Source organism: Achromobacter sp. Root170 (genome assembly GCF_001428165.1).
In the GTDB taxonomy this organism is placed as follows: domain Bacteria; phylum Pseudomonadota; class Gammaproteobacteria; order Burkholderiales; family Burkholderiaceae_B; genus Achromobacter; species Achromobacter mucicolens.
On record NZ_LMHN01000001.1, the window covers coordinates 932,614 to 951,693 of the forward strand.

The following is a 19,080-nucleotide window of genomic DNA, read 5'->3' on the forward strand; positions in this document are numbered from 1 at the left end:
GCGAAGGAAGTGGGCGCATCGAAAGATGCGCCTTTTTTTTGCTGCCCTTACGCCGCGATCCGTTCGGCGGGCTGGTCGGCCTGGTAGTGCGCGATGGCGGCGCGGGCCAGGGCGTCGATGGAGTCGGTGAGGGTCACGCCCAGGCTGGGGCGCAGGGCGTGCGGCACGGCCAGGGGCAGTTCCGTGCAGCCCAGGACGACGGCGTCGGCGCCGCGCGCCTTCAGGCGGGCGATGCATTCGGCGGCGGGGGCGAAGGCGTCTTCGAGCTGGTTGCCCTTGACCGCGCGGATCGAGCCCATGCAGAAGCGTTCGACTTCGTCGTCGTCAGGCACGATGCACTCGTACCCCTGGGCTTCGAGGTGCCGCTGGTACAGGCCAAGCTTTAGCGTGGCGGCGGTGCCCATCAGGCCGATGCGGCCGCGGGGCAGGCCCAGACGGCGCAGGTCTTCGATGACCGCCTCGATGATGTGCAGCACCGGCACGCTGGTGGACGCGGCGATCTCGTCGAACCACAGGTGGGCGGTGTTGCACGGGATGGCGATGAGCCGGGCGCCGGCCTGTTCCAGGAAGCGCACGCCGTCGACCATGTGGGGCAGCGGATTTTCGCCGCCGGCCATGTAGGCGCTGGATCGGTCGGGAATGCGCGGATCGTTGCGCAGCAGGGTGGGAATGTGTTGCTGGTCAACCGTGGCGGGCGTCAGCGCCGCCAGGCGGAGGGCAAAGGCCGCGCCGGCCATGGGCCCCATTCCGCCCAATACACCCAGGTAGCAGCCCTGGGAAAACGTCTTCACTTTATGTACTCCGTGCTCATGCTTGACCGGGCGACAGCACCTGGCCCGGGCGTTCGGCGCCGGTCCGTTCCCCGTCCCAGACCTGCTTGCCGTTGACCCACACGGCGTGGATGCCCCGGCTTGCCTGAATGGGCGCTGAAAAAGTGGCCACGTCGGTAACGGTGGCGGGATCGAACAGCACCAGGTCAGCATGATACCCCTCTCGCAGCAGGCCGCGCCCGGCCACGCCGTATTGGTGGGCAGCCAACCCCGTCATCTTGTGGATGGCCGATTCCAGGGACAACAGGTTCTGCTCGCGCACCATCGTGCGCAGGACGTTGGTGAAGGTACCCCATTGGCGGGGGTGCGGATGGGGATCGAAGGGCAGCCCGTCCGAGCCGACCATGGTCAGCGGATGGGCAAAGATGCGGTTGACGTCGGCGGGATCCATCAGGAAGTAGATGGCGCCGGCCGGGGCCAGGCGGGCCACGGTGCCCTCGTCGTCCAGGCCCAGTTCGGCCATCACTTCGCTGAAGTCGCGGCCCGTCGCCTCGGGGTACCCCTTGGACCAGGTGATCATCGTCCGGCTGGCAAGCCGCGCGCGATCGAGCCGCAGCATGGTGGAGGTGGCGGGGTAGGGGTGGCAGTCCAGGCAGACGGGCTGCGAGGCCGCGGCGCGGCTGATGAGGTCCAGCGTTTCGCGGGTGCGCCCGTGGTTGCGTTCGCCGGCCAGCTTGTGGTGCGAAAACACGACGCGGCAATCGATTTCGCGACCGATGTGCAGCGCCTCTTCGATGGCCGGCACGATGTGATCGGCCTCGTCGCGCAGGTGGGTGGCATAGATGCCGGCGCGGCCGCGCAGCGGCTGGCACACGTCGACGATCTCGTCCGTGGGCGCGGCGCTGGCCGGCGGATAGAAGGTGCCGGTGGACACACCGAAGGCGCCGGCGTCCAGCGCCTCCTGCATGAGTTCGCGCATGGCGGCGCGTTCCGCGCCATTGGCCGCGCGCGATGTGTCGTCCATGACGGCGACGCGCAAGGTGGTGTGCCCCACCAGCGGAATCACGTTGACGGCGGCGGGCGTGTCGCTCAGCGCGTCCATCCAGGACCGGAATGTGCCAAAGCGAAAGAGCGACGGCGGGCCCAGCAGGTCCAGCGGCTGCGGGATCTGCTTGCGCGCCAGGGGCGCCAGGCTGATCCCGCAGTTGCCGGTGACGACCGTGGTGATGCCTTGCGACACCTTGGGCAGCATGTCGGGATGGGCCAGCAGATACCCGTCGTCGTGGGTGTGCGAGTCGATGAAGCCCGGCGCCAGGACCAGGCCCCGGCCATCGATGACCGGCACGCCGGCGGGATGGGCAAAGCTGCCCACCGCCTCGATGCGCCCGCCGCGCACGGCCAGGTCGCCGGCGGTGGCGGGCCCGCCCGATCCGTCGATGAGCGTGGCGCCCGCGACGATGAAGTCAGCCTGCAAGGTGTCTGCCGTCATGAAGAATGCTCAGTCGAGTTTTTCGATGCCGGCGTTGTCGATGATCTGCTGCCACTTGGCGGTTTCGCGATCGATCAGCTGCTTGAACTCGGCGGGGGAGCCGGACGCCGGTTCGGCGCCCAGCGTGGCCAGGCCCTGGCGCACTTCCGGCGCCTGCAGCGCCTTTTGGATGGCGGCGTTCAGCGTGGCGACCACGTCATCGGGCGTGCCCTTGGGGGCCACGACGCCACCCCAGGCGACCGTTTCGTAACCCTTCAGGCCGGATTCGTCCAGCGTCGGCACGTCGGGCATCAGCGACAGGCGCTTCAGGCTGCTGACGCCGATGGCGCGGACCTTGCCGCTCTTGACGAGCGGTGCGGCTTCCGAGGTGTTGACGAACAGGTAGTCCAGGCGGCCGCCAAGCAGATCCTGGATGGCGGCGGGGCCGCCGTTATAGGGGATGAACATCACGTCCAGCTTGGCCATGCTCTTGAACAGCTCGCCGCCCATGTGGCCGGTGGTGCCCACGCCCGAGGCGCCGTACGACAGGCGGCCCGGCTCGTTGCGGGCGCGGTCGATCAGGTCCTGCACGCTCTTGATGGGCGATTCGGCCGGCACGATCAGCGCGTTGTAGAGGTCGAACATGTGCGCGACCGGCGTCAGGTCCTTGTCCACGTCGTACGGCAGGCGCTTGAAGAGCGAGCGGTTGACCGCCAGGGTATTGATGTTGCCGTAGCCGACGGTATAGCCGTCCGGGGCGGCGCGCTTGATGAGCGCGATGCCGATGTTGCCGGCCGCGCCGGGGCGGTTCTCGACGACCATCGTGGCGCCGGTGTCGCGGGCCATCTGGGTCGTGATCAGGCGCGACAGCACGTCGGGCGATCCGCCGGCGGCGGACGGGACCACGAAGGTGATGGGCTTGTCGGGATAGCCGGCGGCCGAGGCGGCGCCGATGAAGGCGACGCTGAGGGCCGCCATGGAAAGACTGCGAAGGAGCGTGCTGCGCATGATGGATTTCCCCTGGTTTTGTTTTGTGGAGCGGGCAGATTACACCTGGGCATGCGGCACTGCGTCATCGAAAAATGTCTCAAACCTATAATCCCCCGTTATCGGAAAAGGGGAAAAAATGGATGCGGATGCGTATGCCGACGAAGTCGGCCCCAGCGCCGGAAGGCCACTGAACCTACGTCAGATCGAGGTGTTCCGGGCGATCATGATGGCCGGGTCGATCAGCGGGGCGGGGCGCATGCTGCATGTGTCGCAGCCGGCGGTGAGCCGGGTGCTGGCGCTGACGGAAAGCCGCCTGGGCTACCGGCTGTTCGAGCGGGTCAAGAGCCGGCTGTCGCCCACCGCCGAAGCCCGGCGCCTGTATGCCGAGGTCGAGCAGGTGTATGGCGGCATTCAGCGGGTGAACGACCTGGCCGCCAGCCTCGGCCAGTCGGGCGCGGGGATGCTGAAGATCGTGGCCAGCGCCAGTTTCGGGCAGCGTCTGATCCCGATGGCGCTGGAGCGGTTTCGCGGCCGCAATGCAGGCGCGCGCGTGGATTACCGCAGCGTGACTTTCGACGAACTGGCGGCGTATTTCCTGTCGGGTCAGGCCGACATCGGCATTTCCATGCAGCCGCCGGATCATCCCAACCTGACGTCCGTGCGGCTGGCGCGCGTGCCGGTGGTCTGCGTGCTGCCGCCCGGGCATCCGCTGGCCAGTCATGAGGTGGTGCAGCCGGAAGACTTTTCGTCGGCGGCGTGGATCGGCTATCCGCGCGACACGCCGCTAGGACGCGCGCTGCAGCCATTCTTTGGAGAGGGCCCGCGCTGCGCGGCAGCGGTCGAGGTGCATTCGCCCGTGACGGCCTGTTCGTTCGTGCAGCAGGGGCTGGGACCGGCGCTGGTCGACGCATGGTGCGTCACGCCGGACCAGGCCGCCCACATGGCGCTTCGCCCGATCGAGCCCGAGGCCAGCGTGGAAATCTGGGCGACGCATTCCAACCTGAGCGCGCCGCCCTTGCTGGCGCGGCGCTTCCTGGCCGCCGTGAAAAAGATCCTGGAAAGCGAGACGCTGCCCGGCGCGGCGCCTGCGTAGGCGAGCCGGGCAGCGGCAGCCGTTACAGGCCTTCGGCCTTCAGCGCGGCCTGCACGCCCGCGTCGGCCTGCATGCGGTCGAAGAACGCCTGCAGATGGTTCAGGCCGGACAGGTCGATTTCCTTCGCGTGGGCCCAGCGCAGCACGACAAACAGATACGCGTCTGCCACAGACGGCGCGGCGCCGGCCAGATAGGACTTGCCCGCCAATTGCGCATCCAGCTGCCCGAACAGCTTGGTCAGAAGCGCCGACGCGGAGCCCGCCAATTCCTTTTGCGCGCCTTCGTCCTTCAGGTAGCGCTGCGCGCCGAACAGCAGCGAGAAGGTCTTGTGGACGTCGGAATTGATGAAGCCGACCCAGCGGCGCACTTCGGCGCGCGAACGCGCGGTGCCGTCGCCCAGCAGGGGGATTTCCGGGGCCAGTTCGGCCAGGTACTCCAGGATGGCGACATTCTGCGTGAGGGTCCAGTCACCATCGGTCAGCGCGGGCACGGCGCCCAGCGGATTGATCCGCAGAAACTCCGGCTCCTTCAGCGCTTCACGGCTGAGTTTGTGCGTCTCGTACGGCTTGCCGATCCACTCGAGGACGATGTGGGAAGCGAGCGAGCACGCGCCGGGCATGTAGTACAGTTTCATCTGGTCGAGTCTCCTGAGAGCAAGAACGGGAGAGCTCCCGTCCGTGGGCGCTATGGTACGCCAACCGGGTGTGCCAATTGCGAGCGGCCCCCGCGTATCGCTGTCATGCCTTGCGCGCCTGCTTTTCAATCTGTCGCCGCCGGAGATGTCCATGCAGTCACGCACCGCCGCGAGCACGCGCGCAATTCCCCTGATCCTATCCTTGGCCGTGGCCTTTGCGGCCGCGCCCGCCGTTGCACAAGCCTCGCAGGAACCGCCGTCGGCGCCCGCCCGCGTGACACCCGTCGTCGGCGGCCTGGATCACCCCTGGTCCATGGCGTTCCTGCCCGATGGCGGCATCCTGATCACCGAACGGCCCGGGAACCTGCGGCTGCTGCGCACGCCCGGCGGGCTGTCCAAGCCGCTCTCTGGCGTGCCGCAGGTTGCCGCGCGCGGTCAAGGGGGACTGCTGGACGTGGCGCTGTCGCCTGACTTTGCGACTGACCGCTACGTGTACCTGGCGTATGCGGAATCGGATGGCGACAAGAGCGGCACGGCCGTGGGGCGTGGACGGCTGGCCGATGACGCCAGCGGCCTTGAGGGATTCAAGGTGCTGTTCCGCCAGGAGCCCAAGCTGTCGTCCGGCCAGCACTTCGGATCGCGCCTGGTGTTCGACGGCAAGGGCTACCTGTATATCGCGCTGGGCGAGAACAATCAGCGCCCGACGGCTCAAGACCTGGACAAGCTGCAAGGCAAGGTCGTGCGGCTCAAGACGGATGGCTCCGTGCCTGCGGACAACCCCTTTGTGAGTAAGCCGGGCGCGCGCCCCGAGATCTGGTCGTACGGCCATCGCAACCCGCAGGGCATGGCGCTCAATCCCTGGACCGGCGAACTCTGGGAAAACGAACACGGGCCGCGTGGCGGCGACGAGATCAATGTCGTGAAGCCGGGCAAGAATTACGGCTGGCCGCTGGCCACCTACGGCATCAACTATTCGGGCTTCGCCATTCCGGAAGCCAAGGGCGAAACCCTGCCGGGCATGGAGCCGCCGATCCATTGGTGGCCGAAATCGCCCGCCATCAGCGGCATGGCGTTCTATGACGCGGACCGGTTTCCGGCCTGGCGCAATTCGCTCTTCATCGGCGCGCTGGGCAATCAGAACCTCATCCGCCTGACTGTCGACGGCAATCGCGTGGTCGAGAAGGAACGGCTGCTGGTCGACCGCAAGCGGCGGATCCGGGACGTGCGGCAGGGGCCGGACGGTTATGTTTATGTGCTGACGGACGCCTCGCCTGGCGAATTGCTGCGGGTGGCGCCGGCCGAAACGGGAGGGTGACGGCCATGAAATCCTACGAGCTCATTGGGTCCGCGGGTTGCGGCTCGGCCATTGTCGAGATGGCGCTGGTGCTGGCCAATGTGCCGCACACGCTGACGGATGTGCCATATCTGAAGCCGGGCCCCGAGCGGGACCGGCTTTTGCATCTGAATCCGCTGGGGCAGGTGCCCACGCTCATCCTGCCCGACGGCGAGGTGATGACCGAAAGCGCGGCGATGATCCTGCACCTGAACGATGTGGCGCCGCAGGCCGGGCTGGCGCCCGCGCCGGACAAGCCGGAGCGGGCGCGATTTCTTAACCTGCTGATGCGGCTGGTGGCGGCGGTGTATCCCACCTTCACCTACGGCGATGAGCCCGCGCAATGGACGACGCCGGGCGCGGGGGCCGACCTGCTGCGTGAGCGCGTGCACACGCGCCGCGCCGAGCTGTGGCAGGAGCTTGAACGCCAGGCCGGCGCGCCGCACATGCTGGGGCGGCGCTTTTCGGCATTGGACTTGTACGTGACGGTCATGACGCACTGGCGTCCGGGACCGTCGTGGTTCGGCGCCATGTGCCCGGCGCTGACGGCGGTGGCGCGCGAGGCCGAACAAGAGCCGAACGTCGCAAAGGTGTTGCAGCGGCACTTTCCGCCGCCCACCGAATAGTGCTGGCGGGCAGGGCAGCCGTCAGCGCGCGGCGCGGCGGCGCGACTTGCCCCGCGCCTCGCGAACGGCGATGTACACGCCGCTGCCTGCAATGAAGACGGCGCCCAGGTACGCGTAGGCGTCGGGCGCCTCACGCCAGAAGACCCATCCCAGGATCGTGGCCCAGACGAGACCCGTGTAGTCAAAGGGGGCGACGACGGACGCCGGTCCGATACGGAATCCCTGCGTGATCAGCGTCAGTCCCAGTGTGCTGAACAAGGCCACCGCGCCGAAGTACGGCAGGTCTTCGGCGGCCGGCGCGCGCCAAACCCACGCCAGCCCCAGCGAGCTCCACACCAGTTGGCCCAGCACGATGTAGAAGGTGATGGTCAGCATGCCTTCGGCGCGGTTGATGCCGCGCGCCGTGATCATCATGACCGCGTAGAGCAGGGCGGTGGTCAGCGGCAGCAATGTGGCCGCCTGAAAGGCCTGCGTGCCGGGACGCACCACGATCAGCACGCCCGCAAAACCCGCCAGCACGGCCAGCCAGCGCTTGCCGTCCACGCGTTCCTTCAGGATCAGCACGGAAAGCGCCGTGACGAACAACGGCGCGGCGAACGCGATGGCGGTGGTCTCGGCCAGCGGCAGCGCCTGCAATCCCAGGTAGAAGCAACTGGCCGAGATAACGTTGATGGCGCCGCGCGTCAGGTGCAGTCCGGGATGCATCGTGCGCAGCACGCGGCGGCCGCCCAGCCACAACGCCAGGGCGGTCACGAAAGGCAGCGCGATCAGCGCGCGCATGAAGAGGATCTGCAGCGGGTTGTACGTTGCGCCCAGCCATTTGGCGCTGGCATCGCTGAGGGTCAGAAAGAAGATGCCGCCCGCCACACAGGCGATGCCTGCGGCGGCGGAGTGTTCACGGACGGCGGGTAATGCGGCGGTTGTTGACATCAGAGATCTGCAAGAGCGGCGGTTCCTGCCGCCGGGAACGAATCACGGGGAAGTATCGGTTCAGGGGTGCGCGCGGTAGGCAGCCCAGGCGACCATGGCCCACGCGGCCAGGAATGCCGTTCCGCCAAACGGCGTGACGGCGCCCAGCCAGCCTTTGCCGGTCAGCGTCAGCACATACAGGCTGCCCGAAAACAGCACGATGCCGACAAACATCACGACGCCTGCCGCCGACAGCAGGGGCGAGCCGAAACGCGCGCCGAGCAGCGCGATGACGAAAAGACCGAGGGCGTGGACCAGGTGGTACATCACCCCGGTCTGCCAGACAGCCAGCATTTCTGGCGTCAGGATGCGTTTGAGGCCATGCGCGCCGAAGGCACCGGCGCCCACCGCCACCATGAGATTGAGCGCCGCGAGTATCGTGAGCTGCCGGTCCGTCATTGCCTGTCCTTGAGAGAAATGCGAGGGGGGAAATTTGCCGCCTATGATAGGCCGAAACAGGGGGAGTGACGGGCGGCGCGCCGCGTCCAACGGAAGCGCCGCCGCCTGGCACGCCGATGCCGGGTTTGTCTCGTGGCGGCGGCCCCGGCAGCGCCTTGCGCGGGCATTTCCAAATGGGATATTATAAATTCAATTTGGTAATTCAGCCGCTCATGGCGTGGCCGGTCCCCCGGTTTGCCGCCCATGCGCGGCGCCCGGAGCAGACCATGACCATCGCCCTTGCCGATAAATCGCCGACCAAGCGCGGCGCCACCGCCAAGCGTCCGCCGCGCGCCCGCCAGCTGTTCCGCGGCCTGGTCGACAGCCCCCTGACCGACATCGCGCGCGACGTGCATCGCGGCCTGCCTGCGCAGATGGTCGACGATGCGGCCGATTATCTGCAGGTCCCCAAGTCCGAGATCATGGCCATCACGGAGGTCAAGGCGGCGTCGCTGTCGCGGTGGACGCGTGAAGGCCAGGCGCTCCCGCTGGGCGAATCCGACCGGCTTGCCCGCGTCGCCCGCGTGGTGCGCGTTGCGCGCCAGGTGCTGGGCAGCGACGAGGAAGCGGTGCTGTGGCTGAATACGCCCGTGCCCGCGCTGGGCAACGTCAAGCCGCTGTCGCTTCTGACCTCGGACGCCAGCAGCCGCATCGTCGAAGACACGCTTGCCCGTGCCGCAGCGGGCGTCTACGCATGACGGACTACGTTTCGCTCTGGCGCATCGGCACCACGGCGGGCAAATACCGGGCGGACGACCTGAGCGGGGCGGGCGCTGCCGCCGTGGGCGGACGCTACAACAGCCCGGGCACGCCCGTCGTGTATGCCTCGGCCAGCGTCGCGCTGTCGGTGCTGGAAACGGTGGTGCACTTTGCCGCGCGCGCGTCCCAGCAGGCGAACCGCTACCTGATCGAACTGGCCGTGCCCGCTGCCGTCTTCGAAGCGCGCCAGTCGCTGTCGCTGGCGCAGCTTCAGGACGACTATCCGTTCTGGGATGCGGTGCCTTTCGCGGAGGCCTCGCAGGCCGTGGGCGATAACTGGGTGGCGTCGGGCGTGTCGGCGCTGCTGGAACTGCCCAGCGCCATCGTCCCGTATCGCGGCGTGCCGGACTGCAATTTTCTCGTCAACCCGGCGCATCCGGATGCCGAGCACATCGTGGTGGTGCGGCGCGAACGCTTCATCTACGATCCGCGCCTGCGGCCCGCATAGCTTTCAACAGACGACGCGCCCGATGCCGGGCGCGCCGCATGGGAATGACCGCGGATGTGTCAATCGACCGTCAGCACGGCGCGTCCCACGACCTTGCCTTCGCGCAGCGAGGTCAGCACGCTGTCCGCCTCGGCCAGCGCATGGCGGTGGACTGGCATGGGCGGCACCTTGCCCGCCCGCACCAGTTCCATCAGTTCCTTCAGTTCGGTCAGGTTGCCCACGTAGCTGCCGATGATCGACAGCGCCTTCATCGGAATCAGCGCGATCGGCCACGTCGAGCCGCCGCCGAACAGGCCCACGATGATGAGCTTGCCGCCCTTGGTCAGGAAGTCGAACGCGAGCGAGGTGGTGGCGGGTGCGCCGACCAGGTCGATCGCGGCCTGCACCGGCTTGCCGCCCGCGGCCTTCATGATCTGCTGCGCGGCGTCTGGCGCGGCGCCGTCAATGGCCGCCAGCGCGCCCGCGTCCAGCGCCGCCTGCCGCTTGGCCGGGTCGATGTCGACGACGATGGCGCCCGCGCCGCCCAGTGCCTTGATGAGGGTCAGGCTCATCAGGCCCAGTCCGCCCGCGCCGAAAATCACCACGGGATGTTCGCGGTAGACGTCTGCGCCGATCTTTTTCAATGCGGAATACGTTGTCAGGCCCGAGCAGGCGTACGGCGCGATCTGCGCGGGATCGAGGCCGCCGATGTCGATGAGGTAGCGGGGATGCGGCACCACGATGTGGTCGGCGTATCCGCCGGCGCGATGCACACCCAGGCAGGCCGGCGCGGTGCAGTGGTTTTCCATGCCGGCCGCGCACGAGGCGCACTTGCCGCAACCGATCCACGGATAGACGAGGTAGTTGCGGTCGGTGGCAAGCCCTTGCGCGTCGGGCCCGGCCGCCACGACGGCGCCGACCGTTTCGTGGCCCATCGTCAGCGGCAGCGACACGCCGCGGTCCTTGAGCGACAGGGTGCGTCCCTGGCCGAGGTCGTAGCCGCCTTCCCACAGGTGGATATCGCTGTGGCATACGCCGGCCGCGCGCACCTTTAGCAGCACCTGCGTCCCCTGCGGGGTGGGCGTGGGCTGATCCATTTCCTGCAAGGGCTCGCGGAAATTGACGACGCAATAGCACTTCATGGTTGTCTCCTTTCTATTTCTTGACCAGGGGGCATTCGCTGTCGGCGAGTGACACGAAGACCTTTTCGCCGGGCACCGTGGACAGGATGCGGTAGTAGTCGTTCGGGTATTTGGACTCGGCGGGCTTTTTCACCTCGACCAGATACAGGTCCATGATGACGCGGCCGTCTTCGGGGCGCACCCGGGCATTCTTTATCAATTTGGTCGTGATGGGCAATTCCCGCATCTTCTGGTTGACCGCCGCGCCGTCGAAGCTGCCCGCAGCCTGCGCGGCCTGCAGGTAGTGGGTGGTGGCCACGTAGCTCAGGGCTTGGACGATGGACGGCGCGCGGGTGACGCCCATCTTCTTCTGCCAGCGCTGCGTCCACGCGCGAGTGTCCTCGTCCGCGTCCCAGTAGAAGCCGGTGGGAAAGGTGAGGCCCTGCGCGACCGGCAGGCCCATCGCGTGGACGTCGTTGATGAACGTCAGGAACGTCAGCATGCGTTGCTTGCCGCCCGCCAGCCCGAACTCCTGCGCCTGCTTGATGAGGTTGACCAGGTCGCCGCCGGCGCTGGCCAGGCCCACGACGTCGGCCTTGGACGACTGGGCCTGGACCAGGAACGAGGCAAAGTCCATGGCGCCCAGCGGGTGTCGCGTGCTGCCCACGACCTTGCCGCCGGCGCGCTCGACAAAGCGCGATGCATTGCTTTCCAGCGATTTGCCGAACACGTAGTCGGTGGTGATGAAATACCAGCTCTTGCCGCCGTCCTCGACCACGCTCTTGACCACGGCGTTGGCCAGCGCGTAGGTGTCCGGCGCCCATTGCGTGCTGAGGTTGCTGCATTGCTTGCCGCTGAAATCGCCGGCAAAGCCGCCGCTGATGAGCGCGGTGCCGCCTTTTTCCCGGGCGACGCCCTGGGCCGCGAGTCCGGCCGAGCTGGCGCCGCCGTCAACCACCGCGACCAGGTTCTGGGTGTCGAACCAGCGTCGCACCAGGGCGGAGGCCACGTCGGCCTTGTTCTGGTTGTCCGCGCCGACCACCTCGACGGTCTTGCCGGCGACCTTGCCGCCGAAGTCTTCCACGGCCATGCGTACGGCCGTCTCGGACCCGAGCCCGCCCAGGTCGGAATAGATGCCGGAACGATCGTTGGATACGCCAAGCCGCACGACGTCGGACTGGGCCTGCGCCGCGCAGGCGGCCAAAGTGGCGGCCAAGGCCGCCAACACGGGTTTGATACGCATCTGTCTGTCTCCCAACCCTGGAATGGGCCGTTTTATTGATCTGTCGGATGACGCGGTAACTCGGGAAGGCGGCGCCGGTGCTCCAGCCGGCTGAAATTTATTTCATATTGGTGAATGTAAATTCCTGTGCAAGAATTTAGGTACCTGTCCATGAAAAGTCAACACGGTGGAACACCCTAGTCCGCGTGGACAGAATCCGTTGCCGCGAAGGAGGGAGACGCCGTGGAAGTCAAGCTGGTTGCCCGCACACTGGAGCTGCTGGAGTTGTTTGCGCAGACCCGGCGTCCCATGCCGCTCACCGAACTGGCGCAGGGCCTGGGCGCGCCGATGTCCAGCTGTCTGGCCCTTGTGCGCACGCTGGTGGCCCGAGGCTATCTGTACGAGGTCCGGCGCCGCGCCGGGTATTACCCGACGGCCAAGCTGCACGGCCTGGCCGCGCAGATCCTCACGGGCGATCCGTGGCTCGACCTGGTGCGTCCGCGTCTTGCCGCGCTGCGCGACGCCGCGAACGAGACCGTGATGCTGGGCAAGATCCAGGATGGCGCCGTCGTGTTCCTGGACGTCGTGGAATCCACCCAGCCGGTGCACTATGCCGCGCGTGCGGGCGAGCGGCGGCCGCTGCACACCAGCTCGGTCGCCAAGGCCATTCTGGCGCGCTTGCCCGCCGCCGAGCGCGCGCAGGTGCTGGCCGCGGCGCAATACACCCGCTACACGGACCACACGCTGACCACGCGCGAAACCCTGCTGGCCGATGTGGAGCGCGCGGCCGAGCAAGGCTGGGCGTCGAACGTGGGTGAGAGCGTCGTCGACCTGACCGGTCTGGCGGTGGCGCTGGATCTTGGGGGCGAATGGTATGCGCTATGCGTGGCGGGCCCCACGCCGCGCGTGTGGGCGCAGCGCGAGGAAAACCTGCTGCACCTGCGCGAGGCGGCAGAGGCCATCCGCCGCGACCGCGAGGGGTAGCGCGCCGGTCCAGCGCGCTCGCGGCCCTTCAGGGCCCCCGGCGCACCAGCGTGGATTTGCCGAACAGGCTTTCGATGAGGTCCACCGCCAGCTCGGCCGTCCGGTTGCGCACGTCGAGCGCGGGATTCAGTTCCACCACGTCCAGCGAACGCATGAGACCGGTGTCGGCAATCATCTCCATGCAAAGCTGCGCTTCGCGATAGGTGGGGCCGCCCATGACCGTGGTGCCCACGCCCGGCGCGATCTCGGGGTCCAGAAAGTCCACGTCGAAGCTCACGTGCAGATGCGTATCGGCGTCCAGGCCGGCCAACGCAGCCTGCATGGTGGCGCGCATGCCCATCTCGTCCAGGTAGCGCATGTCGAAGACCTCGAGGCCAGCCTCGTGCAGCAGGCGTTTTTCGCCCGGGTCGACGCTGCGGATGCCGATCTGGCGCACGCAGGACGGCTCGATGTCCGGGCATTCACCGGACATGCCGATCAGCGGCGCCGGCCCGTTGCCGCACAGGCAGGCCACGGGCATGCCATGCAGGTTGCCGGTGGGCGTGAGGGCATGGGTGTTGAAGTCGGCGTGGGCGTCCAGCCACAGCACGCGCAGTTTTTTGCCCGCGGCGCGGCAATGGCGCGCGACGGCGCTGACCGAACCGATTCCCAGGCTGTGGTCGCCACCCAGCAGCACCGGCAGGCGGCCAAGCGCCAGTTCCTCGTGGACCGCATCGTGCACGGCGCGGTTCCACGCCGTCACTTCCTCCAGATGCCGGTATCCGTCCACGGGAGGCAGCCAGGGGTTGGCGGGTCCGTACAGGTTGCCGCGGTCGCGGACCTGAAAACCCAGCGCTTCGATGACCGGGCCCAGGTCCGCGACGCGCAGCGCTTCCGGGCCCATCGAGGCGCCGCGGGCGCCGGCGCCGATGTCGGTCGGCGCGCCGATCAGGGTGACGTCGGTGGGCAGGGTGGGGGTGTTCGTCAATTCGCGTGCTCCGTGTTGCGGTTCAAGACTTGCCGTGCGCGGGCGTGAACGTCAGGCGGCCGACAGCACCGCCGCCAGTTGATCGCACGCCCAGTCCACCTCGTCGCGCGTGACGATGAGCGGCGGCGACAGGCGCAGGGTATGGCCGTGGGTGTCCTTGACCAGCAAGCCCCGCGCCTGCAAGCGTTCGCACCACAGTCGGGCGCCGCCCGCGTCCGGCTCCAGTTCGACGGCCAGCATCAGGCCGCGTCCGCGGACCTCGCGCACCGGACCGGGCAGGGCGCGCAGGCGCTCCAGGAAGTGGGCGCCAACCACGGCCGCGTTCTCGATCATGCCTTCCTCGGTCAGCACCCGCAACGCGGCGCGCGCGATGGCGCACGCCAGCGGATTGCCGCCGAAGGTGCTGCCGTGCTGCCCGGGCTGGAACACGCCAAGCACCTCCGCGTTGGACAGCACGGCGGATACGGGATAGAAGCCGCCCGACAGCGCCTTGCCGATGAGGGTGACGTCGGCCTCGATGCCTTCGTGTTCCTCGGCCAGCAATTTGCCCGTGCGCCCCAGACCGGTCTGGATCTCGTCCAGGATCAACGTGATGCCGCGCTCCGTGCAGCGCTGGCGCACGCGGCTGAAATAACCCGGTGGCGGCAGGACGACGCCGGCTTCGCCCTGGATCGGCTCGACCAGGAAAGCGACGGTGCGGTCGCTGATGGCGGCGTCAAAGGCCTCAAAATCGCCGAACGGCACGACCTTGAACCCGGGCGCGAACGGACCGTAATGGCCGTAGGCGTCGGGATCGGTTGAAAACCCCACGATGCCCAGCGTGCGCCCATGGAAATTGTTGGCGCACACGATGATCTCGGCCTGGCCCTCGGGCACGCCTCGCACCTCGTAGCCCCACTTGCGCACCGCCTTGATGGCGGTTTCGACGGCCTCGGCGCCGCTGTTCATCGGCAGGATCTTGTGGGCGCCCGTCAGGCGCGCCAGGTCTTCGTAAAAGCTCGCCATCTGGTCATGGCGGAACGCGCGCGAGGTCAGCGTGAGCTTTTGCGCCTGCTCGGTCATGGCGGCCAGGATGCGCGGGTGGCAGTGGCCCTGGTTGACGGCGGAGTACGCGGCCAGGCAGTCCATATATCGGCGGCCGTCGACGTCATGGACCCAGACGCCGCTGCCGCGCGCCAGCACGACATCCAGCGGATGGTAGTTGTGCGCGCCCAACTGGTCTTCGATGCGGTCGCGGCGGCTGGCCGCTGACTGCGCGCTGGGCTGGGGGGTCATCACGGCACTCATGAACGTCTCCCAAGGGCGTACTCAGGCCATCTTAGCGCCGCCAGGGCGGCTTGGCATTGCCATTGCGTGACAAAGGCCTTTCCGGGGCCTGGGGCGCCAGGTGCTGCACAATAGCGCCTGTGCCGGACCGTCGTCCGGCGTTCCGAATCTGTGGATGGCTGACATGCTTGTGCACCAATTGCTTAAGAAATTGACGCGGGGGGCCGCGGTGGCGGCGCTGGGATTTGCTGTGATTGCGCCCGCAGCCGCGCAGGAACAGCCTCTGCGCATCGGCGTCATCGCCAGCGTGGCCAACGAAGCCACCGAATTGGCCATTGCGCAGGCAAAGCAGCAGGGTCTGGACGTCAAGCTGGTGGAGTTCAACGACTGGGTGCTGCCCAACATCGCGGTGGCCGATGGTTCGGTGGACGCCAACTTCTTTCAGCATGCGCCGTTTCTTGAACTCTTCAACCAGCGGCGCGGCGCCAACCTGCAACCCATTGCGTACGGCTATTCCACGACCATCGGGCTCTTTTCGAAGAAGCTGAAAAAGGGCGATCCGGTGCCCGAGGGCGCCACGATCGCAGTGCCCAACGACCCGGTCAACACCGGCCGCGCCTTGCTGCTGCTGCAGTCGATGGGGCTCATCACGCTCAAGCCGGGTGTGGCGCATCAGGCCAGCCTGGAGGACGTGGTGGCCAATCCGAAGAAGCTCAAGTTCGTGCAGATCGAAGGTTCGCAGTCGGCCCGCACGTTCGACGATGTGACCGCGTCGGTCACCTACACGACCTTCGCCAAGCAGGCGGGCCTGAACGAAAAGGACGGCCTGGCCTTTGACAATACCGACCCGGACAGCATCCGGCGCTACGCCATCCGCTGGGTGGCCAAGCCCGAAAAAGCGCAGGATCCGCGCCTTTTGAAGTTCATTGCCATTTATCAGAACTCGCCCGAAGTGAAGGCCACGCTCAAGCGTCTTTACGGCGACCTCATTTCCTTCCCCTGGTAAGGGGGCATTCCCATGTCTGACCTCGATGACCGCGACCGGAAACTCTTGACGCTGTTGGCCGACGACGCCACGCCCAGCTATGCGGAGCTGGGCAAGCTGCTCAACCTGTCGGCGCCCGCCGTGCACGAGCGGGTCAAGCGGCTCAAGCGCGATGGCCTCATCAAGGGCATTGCCGCCAAGCTCGATGGCGCGAAGATGGGCCGGCCGCTGCTGGCCTTCGTGCATGTGGACACGATCAACTGGACCATCACCCAACAGGTGCTGGGTCTGGCCGAACTGAACGAAGTCGAAGAGATACACACCATTACGGGCAAGAGCGCCATGCTGCTGAAGGTAAGGGTGCGCGACACCCAGGCGCTGGAACTGCTGTTGGCCCGCATCCATCAGATCGAAGGCATCAGCAACACCACCAGCGACATCGCGCTGACCAGCTATCTGGAACGCGGGCCGCTGCCCGAGGCGGCCTGAGCGACCGCCTTGCGGTCAGCGCGACGTAGCGGTGCGCAGCCGCAGCCGCGTTATCTCAGACGGCGCCCACAGGCGCTTCGGCGGCCCCCAGTAACCGGTGCCGCGGCTCGTGTAGACCCACATCTTTCCCAGCCGGTGCAGCCCGGCGGTGAAGGGCTGCTGGAAGCGCACGAAGAATCCCCACGGAAAGAACTGCCCGCCATGGGTATGGCCGGAGAGCTGCAGCGTGTAGCCCGCCGGCTCGGCCGCGGCCCCGCTGCGCGGCTGGTGCGCAAGCAGGATTCGGACGGCGGCGTCGGCGGGCGCGCCGGCCAGCGCCGCCCTTGGATTGCTGCGCTGATGCGGATCGTAGGCCCCGGCGCTGTAATCCGTGACGCCCGCCACCACCACGGGCAGGCCCGACGGATGGATCACGGCGTGTTCGTTCAGCAGGACGCGCAGGCCGAGGCGTCGGAATTCCGCAATCCACGGGGCCGCGCCCGAATAGTATTCATGGTTGCCGGTGACCAGGTACACGCCGAAAGGCGCGCGCAGATCGCCCAGCGGCCGGGACTGCGCGGCAAGCTGCTCGACGCTGCCGTCCACCACGTCGCCCGTGATGGCGATCATGTCTGGCAGCTGTTCGTTGACCGCGTCGACGATGGCCTGGACATAGCGGCGCTTGATGGTCGGACCGACGTGGATGTCGCTGATCTGCACGATGGTGAAGCCGTCAAGGTCCTGCGGCAGGCCGGCAATGGGCACGTCCACGTCGACCACGCGTGCGCGCCGCCGCGCGTTGTAAAAGCCCGCCAGCGTGCCGGCCAGCGCAAGCACGATGACCGTCCATGCGCTGGCGCGCCGCAGTTCGGTCCAGGGCAGGCTGGCGCCCGCCGCCAGGTTGCCCAGCCACAGGATCAGTAGAAGCGCGTCGCGCAGCACCGTCAGCACGAACAGCGACGAGAACAGCCCCATTGCCAAAAGGCCGACCCAGGCGATGCGGTCCCCCCATGGCGGATTGACGGACGAACGCGCCAGCATGCCCATCGGGATCAGCACGCACGACAGCACCAGGAAAAGAATGGCGGCGGCGTCGCCTTCGCGGCCAAGCAGCAGATCGGGAATCAGGCGGGCGCCGACGTACACATGGGCGAGGGCGCCCAGGGTCAGGAACCGCAGGAAGAATGAGGATTGGCGCAGGGACACGGCAGCGGGCAGGCGCGCCGCGGAACGACGCGCAGAAAACCAGGGAACCGCCATTCTATGCCCCGCCGGCGCGTGGCGCGTTGCACCGCGCGCCGGTCTGGTCAGGCCGGCAGCTCGCCTTCCCGGCAGATGAGGCTGGCGTCCATTTCATCAAGCCGGTTGATGCCCAGCATCGCCATGTTGCGGTCGACCTCGGCGCGCAGCAATCCGATGGCGTGCGCGACGCCCGCCTGTCCGCCCACCGCCGCGGCGTAGTTGAACGGGCGGCCGACGAACACGCAGCGCGCGCCTAGCGCCAGCGCCTTGAGCACATCCGTGCCGCGCCGCACGCCGCTGTCCATCATCACCGTCATCGCGCCTGCTTGCGCCACCACGCCCGGCAGCGCGCGCAGCGGCGAGATCGCGCCATCAAGCTGGCGCGCGCCGTGGTTGGACACGATGATGCCGTCCGCGCCGTGCTGGCGGGCCAGCGCCGCATCGCGTGGATGCAGGATGCCCTTGATGATGAGCGTGCCCGGCCATTGCCTGCGGATGCGCGCGACATGCTCCCAGCTGAGGTGGTCGCGCGCCGTGAAGTCGCGCAGCACCGACGCCGAGACGATGGGTGCGCCGCGCGTGGCAAAGGAATTTTCAAAGTGCGGCATGCCGTGCGCCAGCAGCGTGCGCAGGAACGTGCCGGCCAGCCAGCGCGGGCGCGCCAGGCCGTCCAGCGCGAGGCGCAGGCTGGGCTTGAGCGGCGTGGAAAACCCCGTGCGCACGTTGTTCTCGCGGTTGGCGGACACGGGGATGTCGACGGTCAGCACCAGCGTCTCGAAGCCCGCGCGCCGCGCGCGTTCGATCAGCGCATCGATCTTGGCGGGATCGCCGGGCAGATAGGCCTGGAACCAGGTGCCGGGCGCTTCTTCAATGACGGCTTCAAGCGGGATCAGCGACGTGCCGCTCAGGATTGCGGGGACGTTCTGCTCGCGCGCCGCGCGGGCCAGCACGATGTCGCCCCGGTAGGCCGACAGCGCGCTGATGCCCATGGGCGCGATGCCAAAGGGCGACGCGTAGGTGCGGCCGAACAGTTCCGTCTGCTGCGTGCGGCGCGAGACATCGACCAGGACGCGCGGGGTGAACGCGTACTGGGCGAACGCGTCGCGGTTGCCTTTGAGGGATTGGTTGTCTTCGGCCGCGCCAGCGATGTAGCCGAAGATGGGTCGCGGCAGGCGGCGGCGCGCCGCAGTCTCGAAATCGTCCAGGGAAAGCATGCGCCCCAGTGCGCGGGACAGCGGACGGGCAGTGGCGCGAGGCGCGGCGGCGGGCAGGGCGGTTGTGGTCATGGCGGGCCGGTAAAAGCCCGTAATCTAACAAC

Annotated in this window: 20 protein-coding genes; 8 read left to right on the forward strand and 12 right to left on the reverse strand. The window is 67.7% G+C overall.

The window, feature by feature from the left end; all coding sequences use genetic code 11:
* Nucleotides 1–47: 47 nt before the first annotated feature.
* The 3 genes from ASD87_RS04300 to ASD87_RS04310 are packed head-to-tail and all read right to left on the reverse strand — an operon-like array spanning nt 48 to nt 3,246.
* A complete protein-coding gene (locus ASD87_RS04300) occupies nt 48–791 on the reverse strand; it encodes an aspartate/glutamate racemase family protein (RefSeq protein WP_056317591.1) in 744 nt (247 codons plus the stop codon).
* A gap of 16 nt (nt 792–807) precedes the next feature.
* Nucleotides 808–2,259 carry an amidohydrolase family protein gene (locus ASD87_RS04305; RefSeq protein WP_056317595.1) on the reverse strand — a complete coding sequence of 484 codons (1,452 nt, stop codon included), beginning with the start codon at nt 2,257–2,259 and terminating at the stop codon, nt 808–810.
* Between the two features lie 9 nt (nt 2,260–2,268).
* Nucleotides 2,269–3,246: a tripartite tricarboxylate transporter substrate binding protein gene (locus tag ASD87_RS04310; RefSeq protein ID WP_056317597.1), complete on the reverse strand. Its 978-nt coding sequence runs from the start codon at nt 3,244–3,246 to the stop codon at nt 2,269–2,271.
* A gap of 118 nt (nt 3,247–3,364) precedes the next feature.
* Between ASD87_RS04310 and ASD87_RS04315 the strand changes: the two genes are divergently transcribed.
* The gene (locus tag ASD87_RS04315) at nt 3,365–4,321 is read left to right on the forward strand and encodes a LysR family transcriptional regulator (RefSeq protein WP_056317600.1); all 957 of its coding nucleotides are present in this window, start codon (nt 3,365–3,367) and stop codon (nt 4,319–4,321) included.
* Nucleotides 4,322–4,343: 22 nt separating this feature from the next.
* Here the strand turns inward: ASD87_RS04315 and ASD87_RS04320 are convergent, their stop codons facing one another.
* Nucleotides 4,344–4,955 carry a glutathione binding-like protein gene (locus ASD87_RS04320; protein ID WP_056317602.1) on the reverse strand — a complete coding sequence of 204 codons (612 nt, stop codon included), beginning with the start codon at nt 4,953–4,955 and terminating at the stop codon, nt 4,344–4,346.
* A gap of 151 nt (nt 4,956–5,106) precedes the next feature.
* Between ASD87_RS04320 and ASD87_RS04325 the strand changes: the two genes are divergently transcribed.
* Together ASD87_RS04325 and ASD87_RS04330 are read left to right on the forward strand one after the other, a co-directional pair.
* On the forward strand, nt 5,107–6,270 hold the full coding sequence (locus ASD87_RS04325; RefSeq protein WP_056317605.1) for a PQQ-dependent sugar dehydrogenase: 1,164 nt from the start codon (nt 5,107–5,109) through the stop codon (nt 6,268–6,270).
* 5 nt (nt 6,271–6,275) lie between these two features.
* On the forward strand, nt 6,276–6,914 hold the full coding sequence (locus ASD87_RS04330) for a glutathione S-transferase family protein (protein ID WP_056318730.1): 639 nt from the start codon (nt 6,276–6,278) through the stop codon (nt 6,912–6,914).
* 21 nt (nt 6,915–6,935) lie between these two features.
* Here the strand turns inward: ASD87_RS04330 and ASD87_RS04335 are convergent, their stop codons facing one another.
* Together ASD87_RS04335 and ASD87_RS04340 are read right to left on the reverse strand one after the other, a co-directional pair.
* Nucleotides 6,936–7,844: a DMT family transporter gene (locus ASD87_RS04335; RefSeq protein ID WP_056317608.1), complete on the reverse strand. Its 909-nt coding sequence runs from the start codon at nt 7,842–7,844 to the stop codon at nt 6,936–6,938.
* A 60-nt stretch (nt 7,845–7,904) separates the two neighbouring features.
* Nucleotides 7,905–8,282: a DUF423 domain-containing protein gene (locus tag ASD87_RS04340; protein ID WP_056317611.1), complete on the reverse strand. Its 378-nt coding sequence runs from the start codon at nt 8,280–8,282 to the stop codon at nt 7,905–7,907.
* 266 nt (nt 8,283–8,548) lie between these two features.
* Here ASD87_RS04340 and ASD87_RS04345 point away from each other — a divergent pair, with 266 nt between their 5' ends.
* Nucleotides 8,549–9,019: an antitoxin Xre/MbcA/ParS toxin-binding domain-containing protein gene (locus tag ASD87_RS04345; protein ID WP_056318733.1), complete on the forward strand. Its 471-nt coding sequence runs from the start codon at nt 8,549–8,551 to the stop codon at nt 9,017–9,019.
* Complete coding sequence (locus ASD87_RS04350) at nt 9,016–9,528, forward strand: RES family NAD+ phosphorylase (protein ID WP_056317613.1); 513 nt, start codon at nt 9,016–9,018, stop codon at nt 9,526–9,528. The genes ASD87_RS04345 and ASD87_RS04350 overlap by 4 nt, the downstream gene beginning before the upstream one ends.
* Before the next feature lie 59 nt (nt 9,529–9,587).
* Here the strand turns inward: ASD87_RS04350 and ASD87_RS04355 are convergent, their stop codons facing one another.
* Together ASD87_RS04355 and ASD87_RS04360 are read right to left on the reverse strand one after the other, a co-directional pair.
* Nucleotides 9,588–10,649, reverse strand: coding sequence for an alcohol dehydrogenase (locus ASD87_RS04355; protein ID WP_056317615.1), 1,062 nt, complete (start codon nt 10,647–10,649; stop codon nt 9,588–9,590).
* Between the two features lie 13 nt (nt 10,650–10,662).
* Nucleotides 10,663–11,871, reverse strand: a complete 1,209-nt coding sequence (locus ASD87_RS04360) for an ABC transporter substrate-binding protein (RefSeq protein WP_056317617.1) — start codon at nt 11,869–11,871, stop codon at nt 10,663–10,665.
* A gap of 222 nt (nt 11,872–12,093) precedes the next feature.
* On the opposite strand from ASD87_RS04360, the gene ASD87_RS04365 reads away from it, so the two are divergent.
* Complete coding sequence (locus ASD87_RS04365) at nt 12,094–12,834, forward strand: IclR family transcriptional regulator (RefSeq protein WP_056317620.1); 741 nt, start codon at nt 12,094–12,096, stop codon at nt 12,832–12,834.
* 28 nt (nt 12,835–12,862) lie between these two features.
* Here ASD87_RS04365 and rocF read toward each other — a convergent pair whose 3' ends face one another.
* Together rocF and rocD are read right to left on the reverse strand one after the other, a co-directional pair.
* Nucleotides 12,863–13,801, reverse strand: a complete 939-nt coding sequence (rocF, locus tag ASD87_RS04370; RefSeq protein ID WP_056317621.1) for an arginase — start codon at nt 13,799–13,801, stop codon at nt 12,863–12,865.
* 51 nt (nt 13,802–13,852) lie between these two features.
* Nucleotides 13,853–15,088 carry an ornithine--oxo-acid transaminase gene (gene rocD / locus ASD87_RS04375; RefSeq protein ID WP_200952111.1) on the reverse strand — a complete coding sequence of 412 codons (1,236 nt, stop codon included), beginning with the start codon at nt 15,086–15,088 and terminating at the stop codon, nt 13,853–13,855.
* Between the two features lie 163 nt (nt 15,089–15,251).
* Here rocD and ASD87_RS04380 point away from each other — a divergent pair, with 163 nt between their 5' ends.
* The gene (locus ASD87_RS04380; RefSeq protein WP_156403391.1) at nt 15,252–16,073 is read left to right on the forward strand and encodes a MetQ/NlpA family ABC transporter substrate-binding protein; all 822 of its coding nucleotides are present in this window, start codon (nt 15,252–15,254) and stop codon (nt 16,071–16,073) included.
* 12 nt (nt 16,074–16,085) lie between these two features.
* Entirely contained in the window at nt 16,086–16,541 is a 456-nt protein-coding gene (locus tag ASD87_RS04385; protein ID WP_056317626.1) for an Lrp/AsnC family transcriptional regulator, read from the forward strand.
* Nucleotides 16,542–16,556: 15 nt separating this feature from the next.
* Here ASD87_RS04385 and ASD87_RS04390 read toward each other — a convergent pair whose 3' ends face one another.
* Nucleotides 16,557–17,726 carry a metallophosphoesterase gene (locus tag ASD87_RS04390; protein ID WP_056318737.1) on the reverse strand — a complete coding sequence of 390 codons (1,170 nt, stop codon included), beginning with the start codon at nt 17,724–17,726 and terminating at the stop codon, nt 16,557–16,559.
* A gap of 101 nt (nt 17,727–17,827) precedes the next feature.
* Nucleotides 17,828–19,048, reverse strand: coding sequence for an alpha-hydroxy acid oxidase (locus ASD87_RS04395; RefSeq protein WP_056317628.1), 1,221 nt, complete (start codon nt 19,046–19,048; stop codon nt 17,828–17,830).
* Nucleotides 19,049–19,080 lie beyond the last annotated feature (32 nt).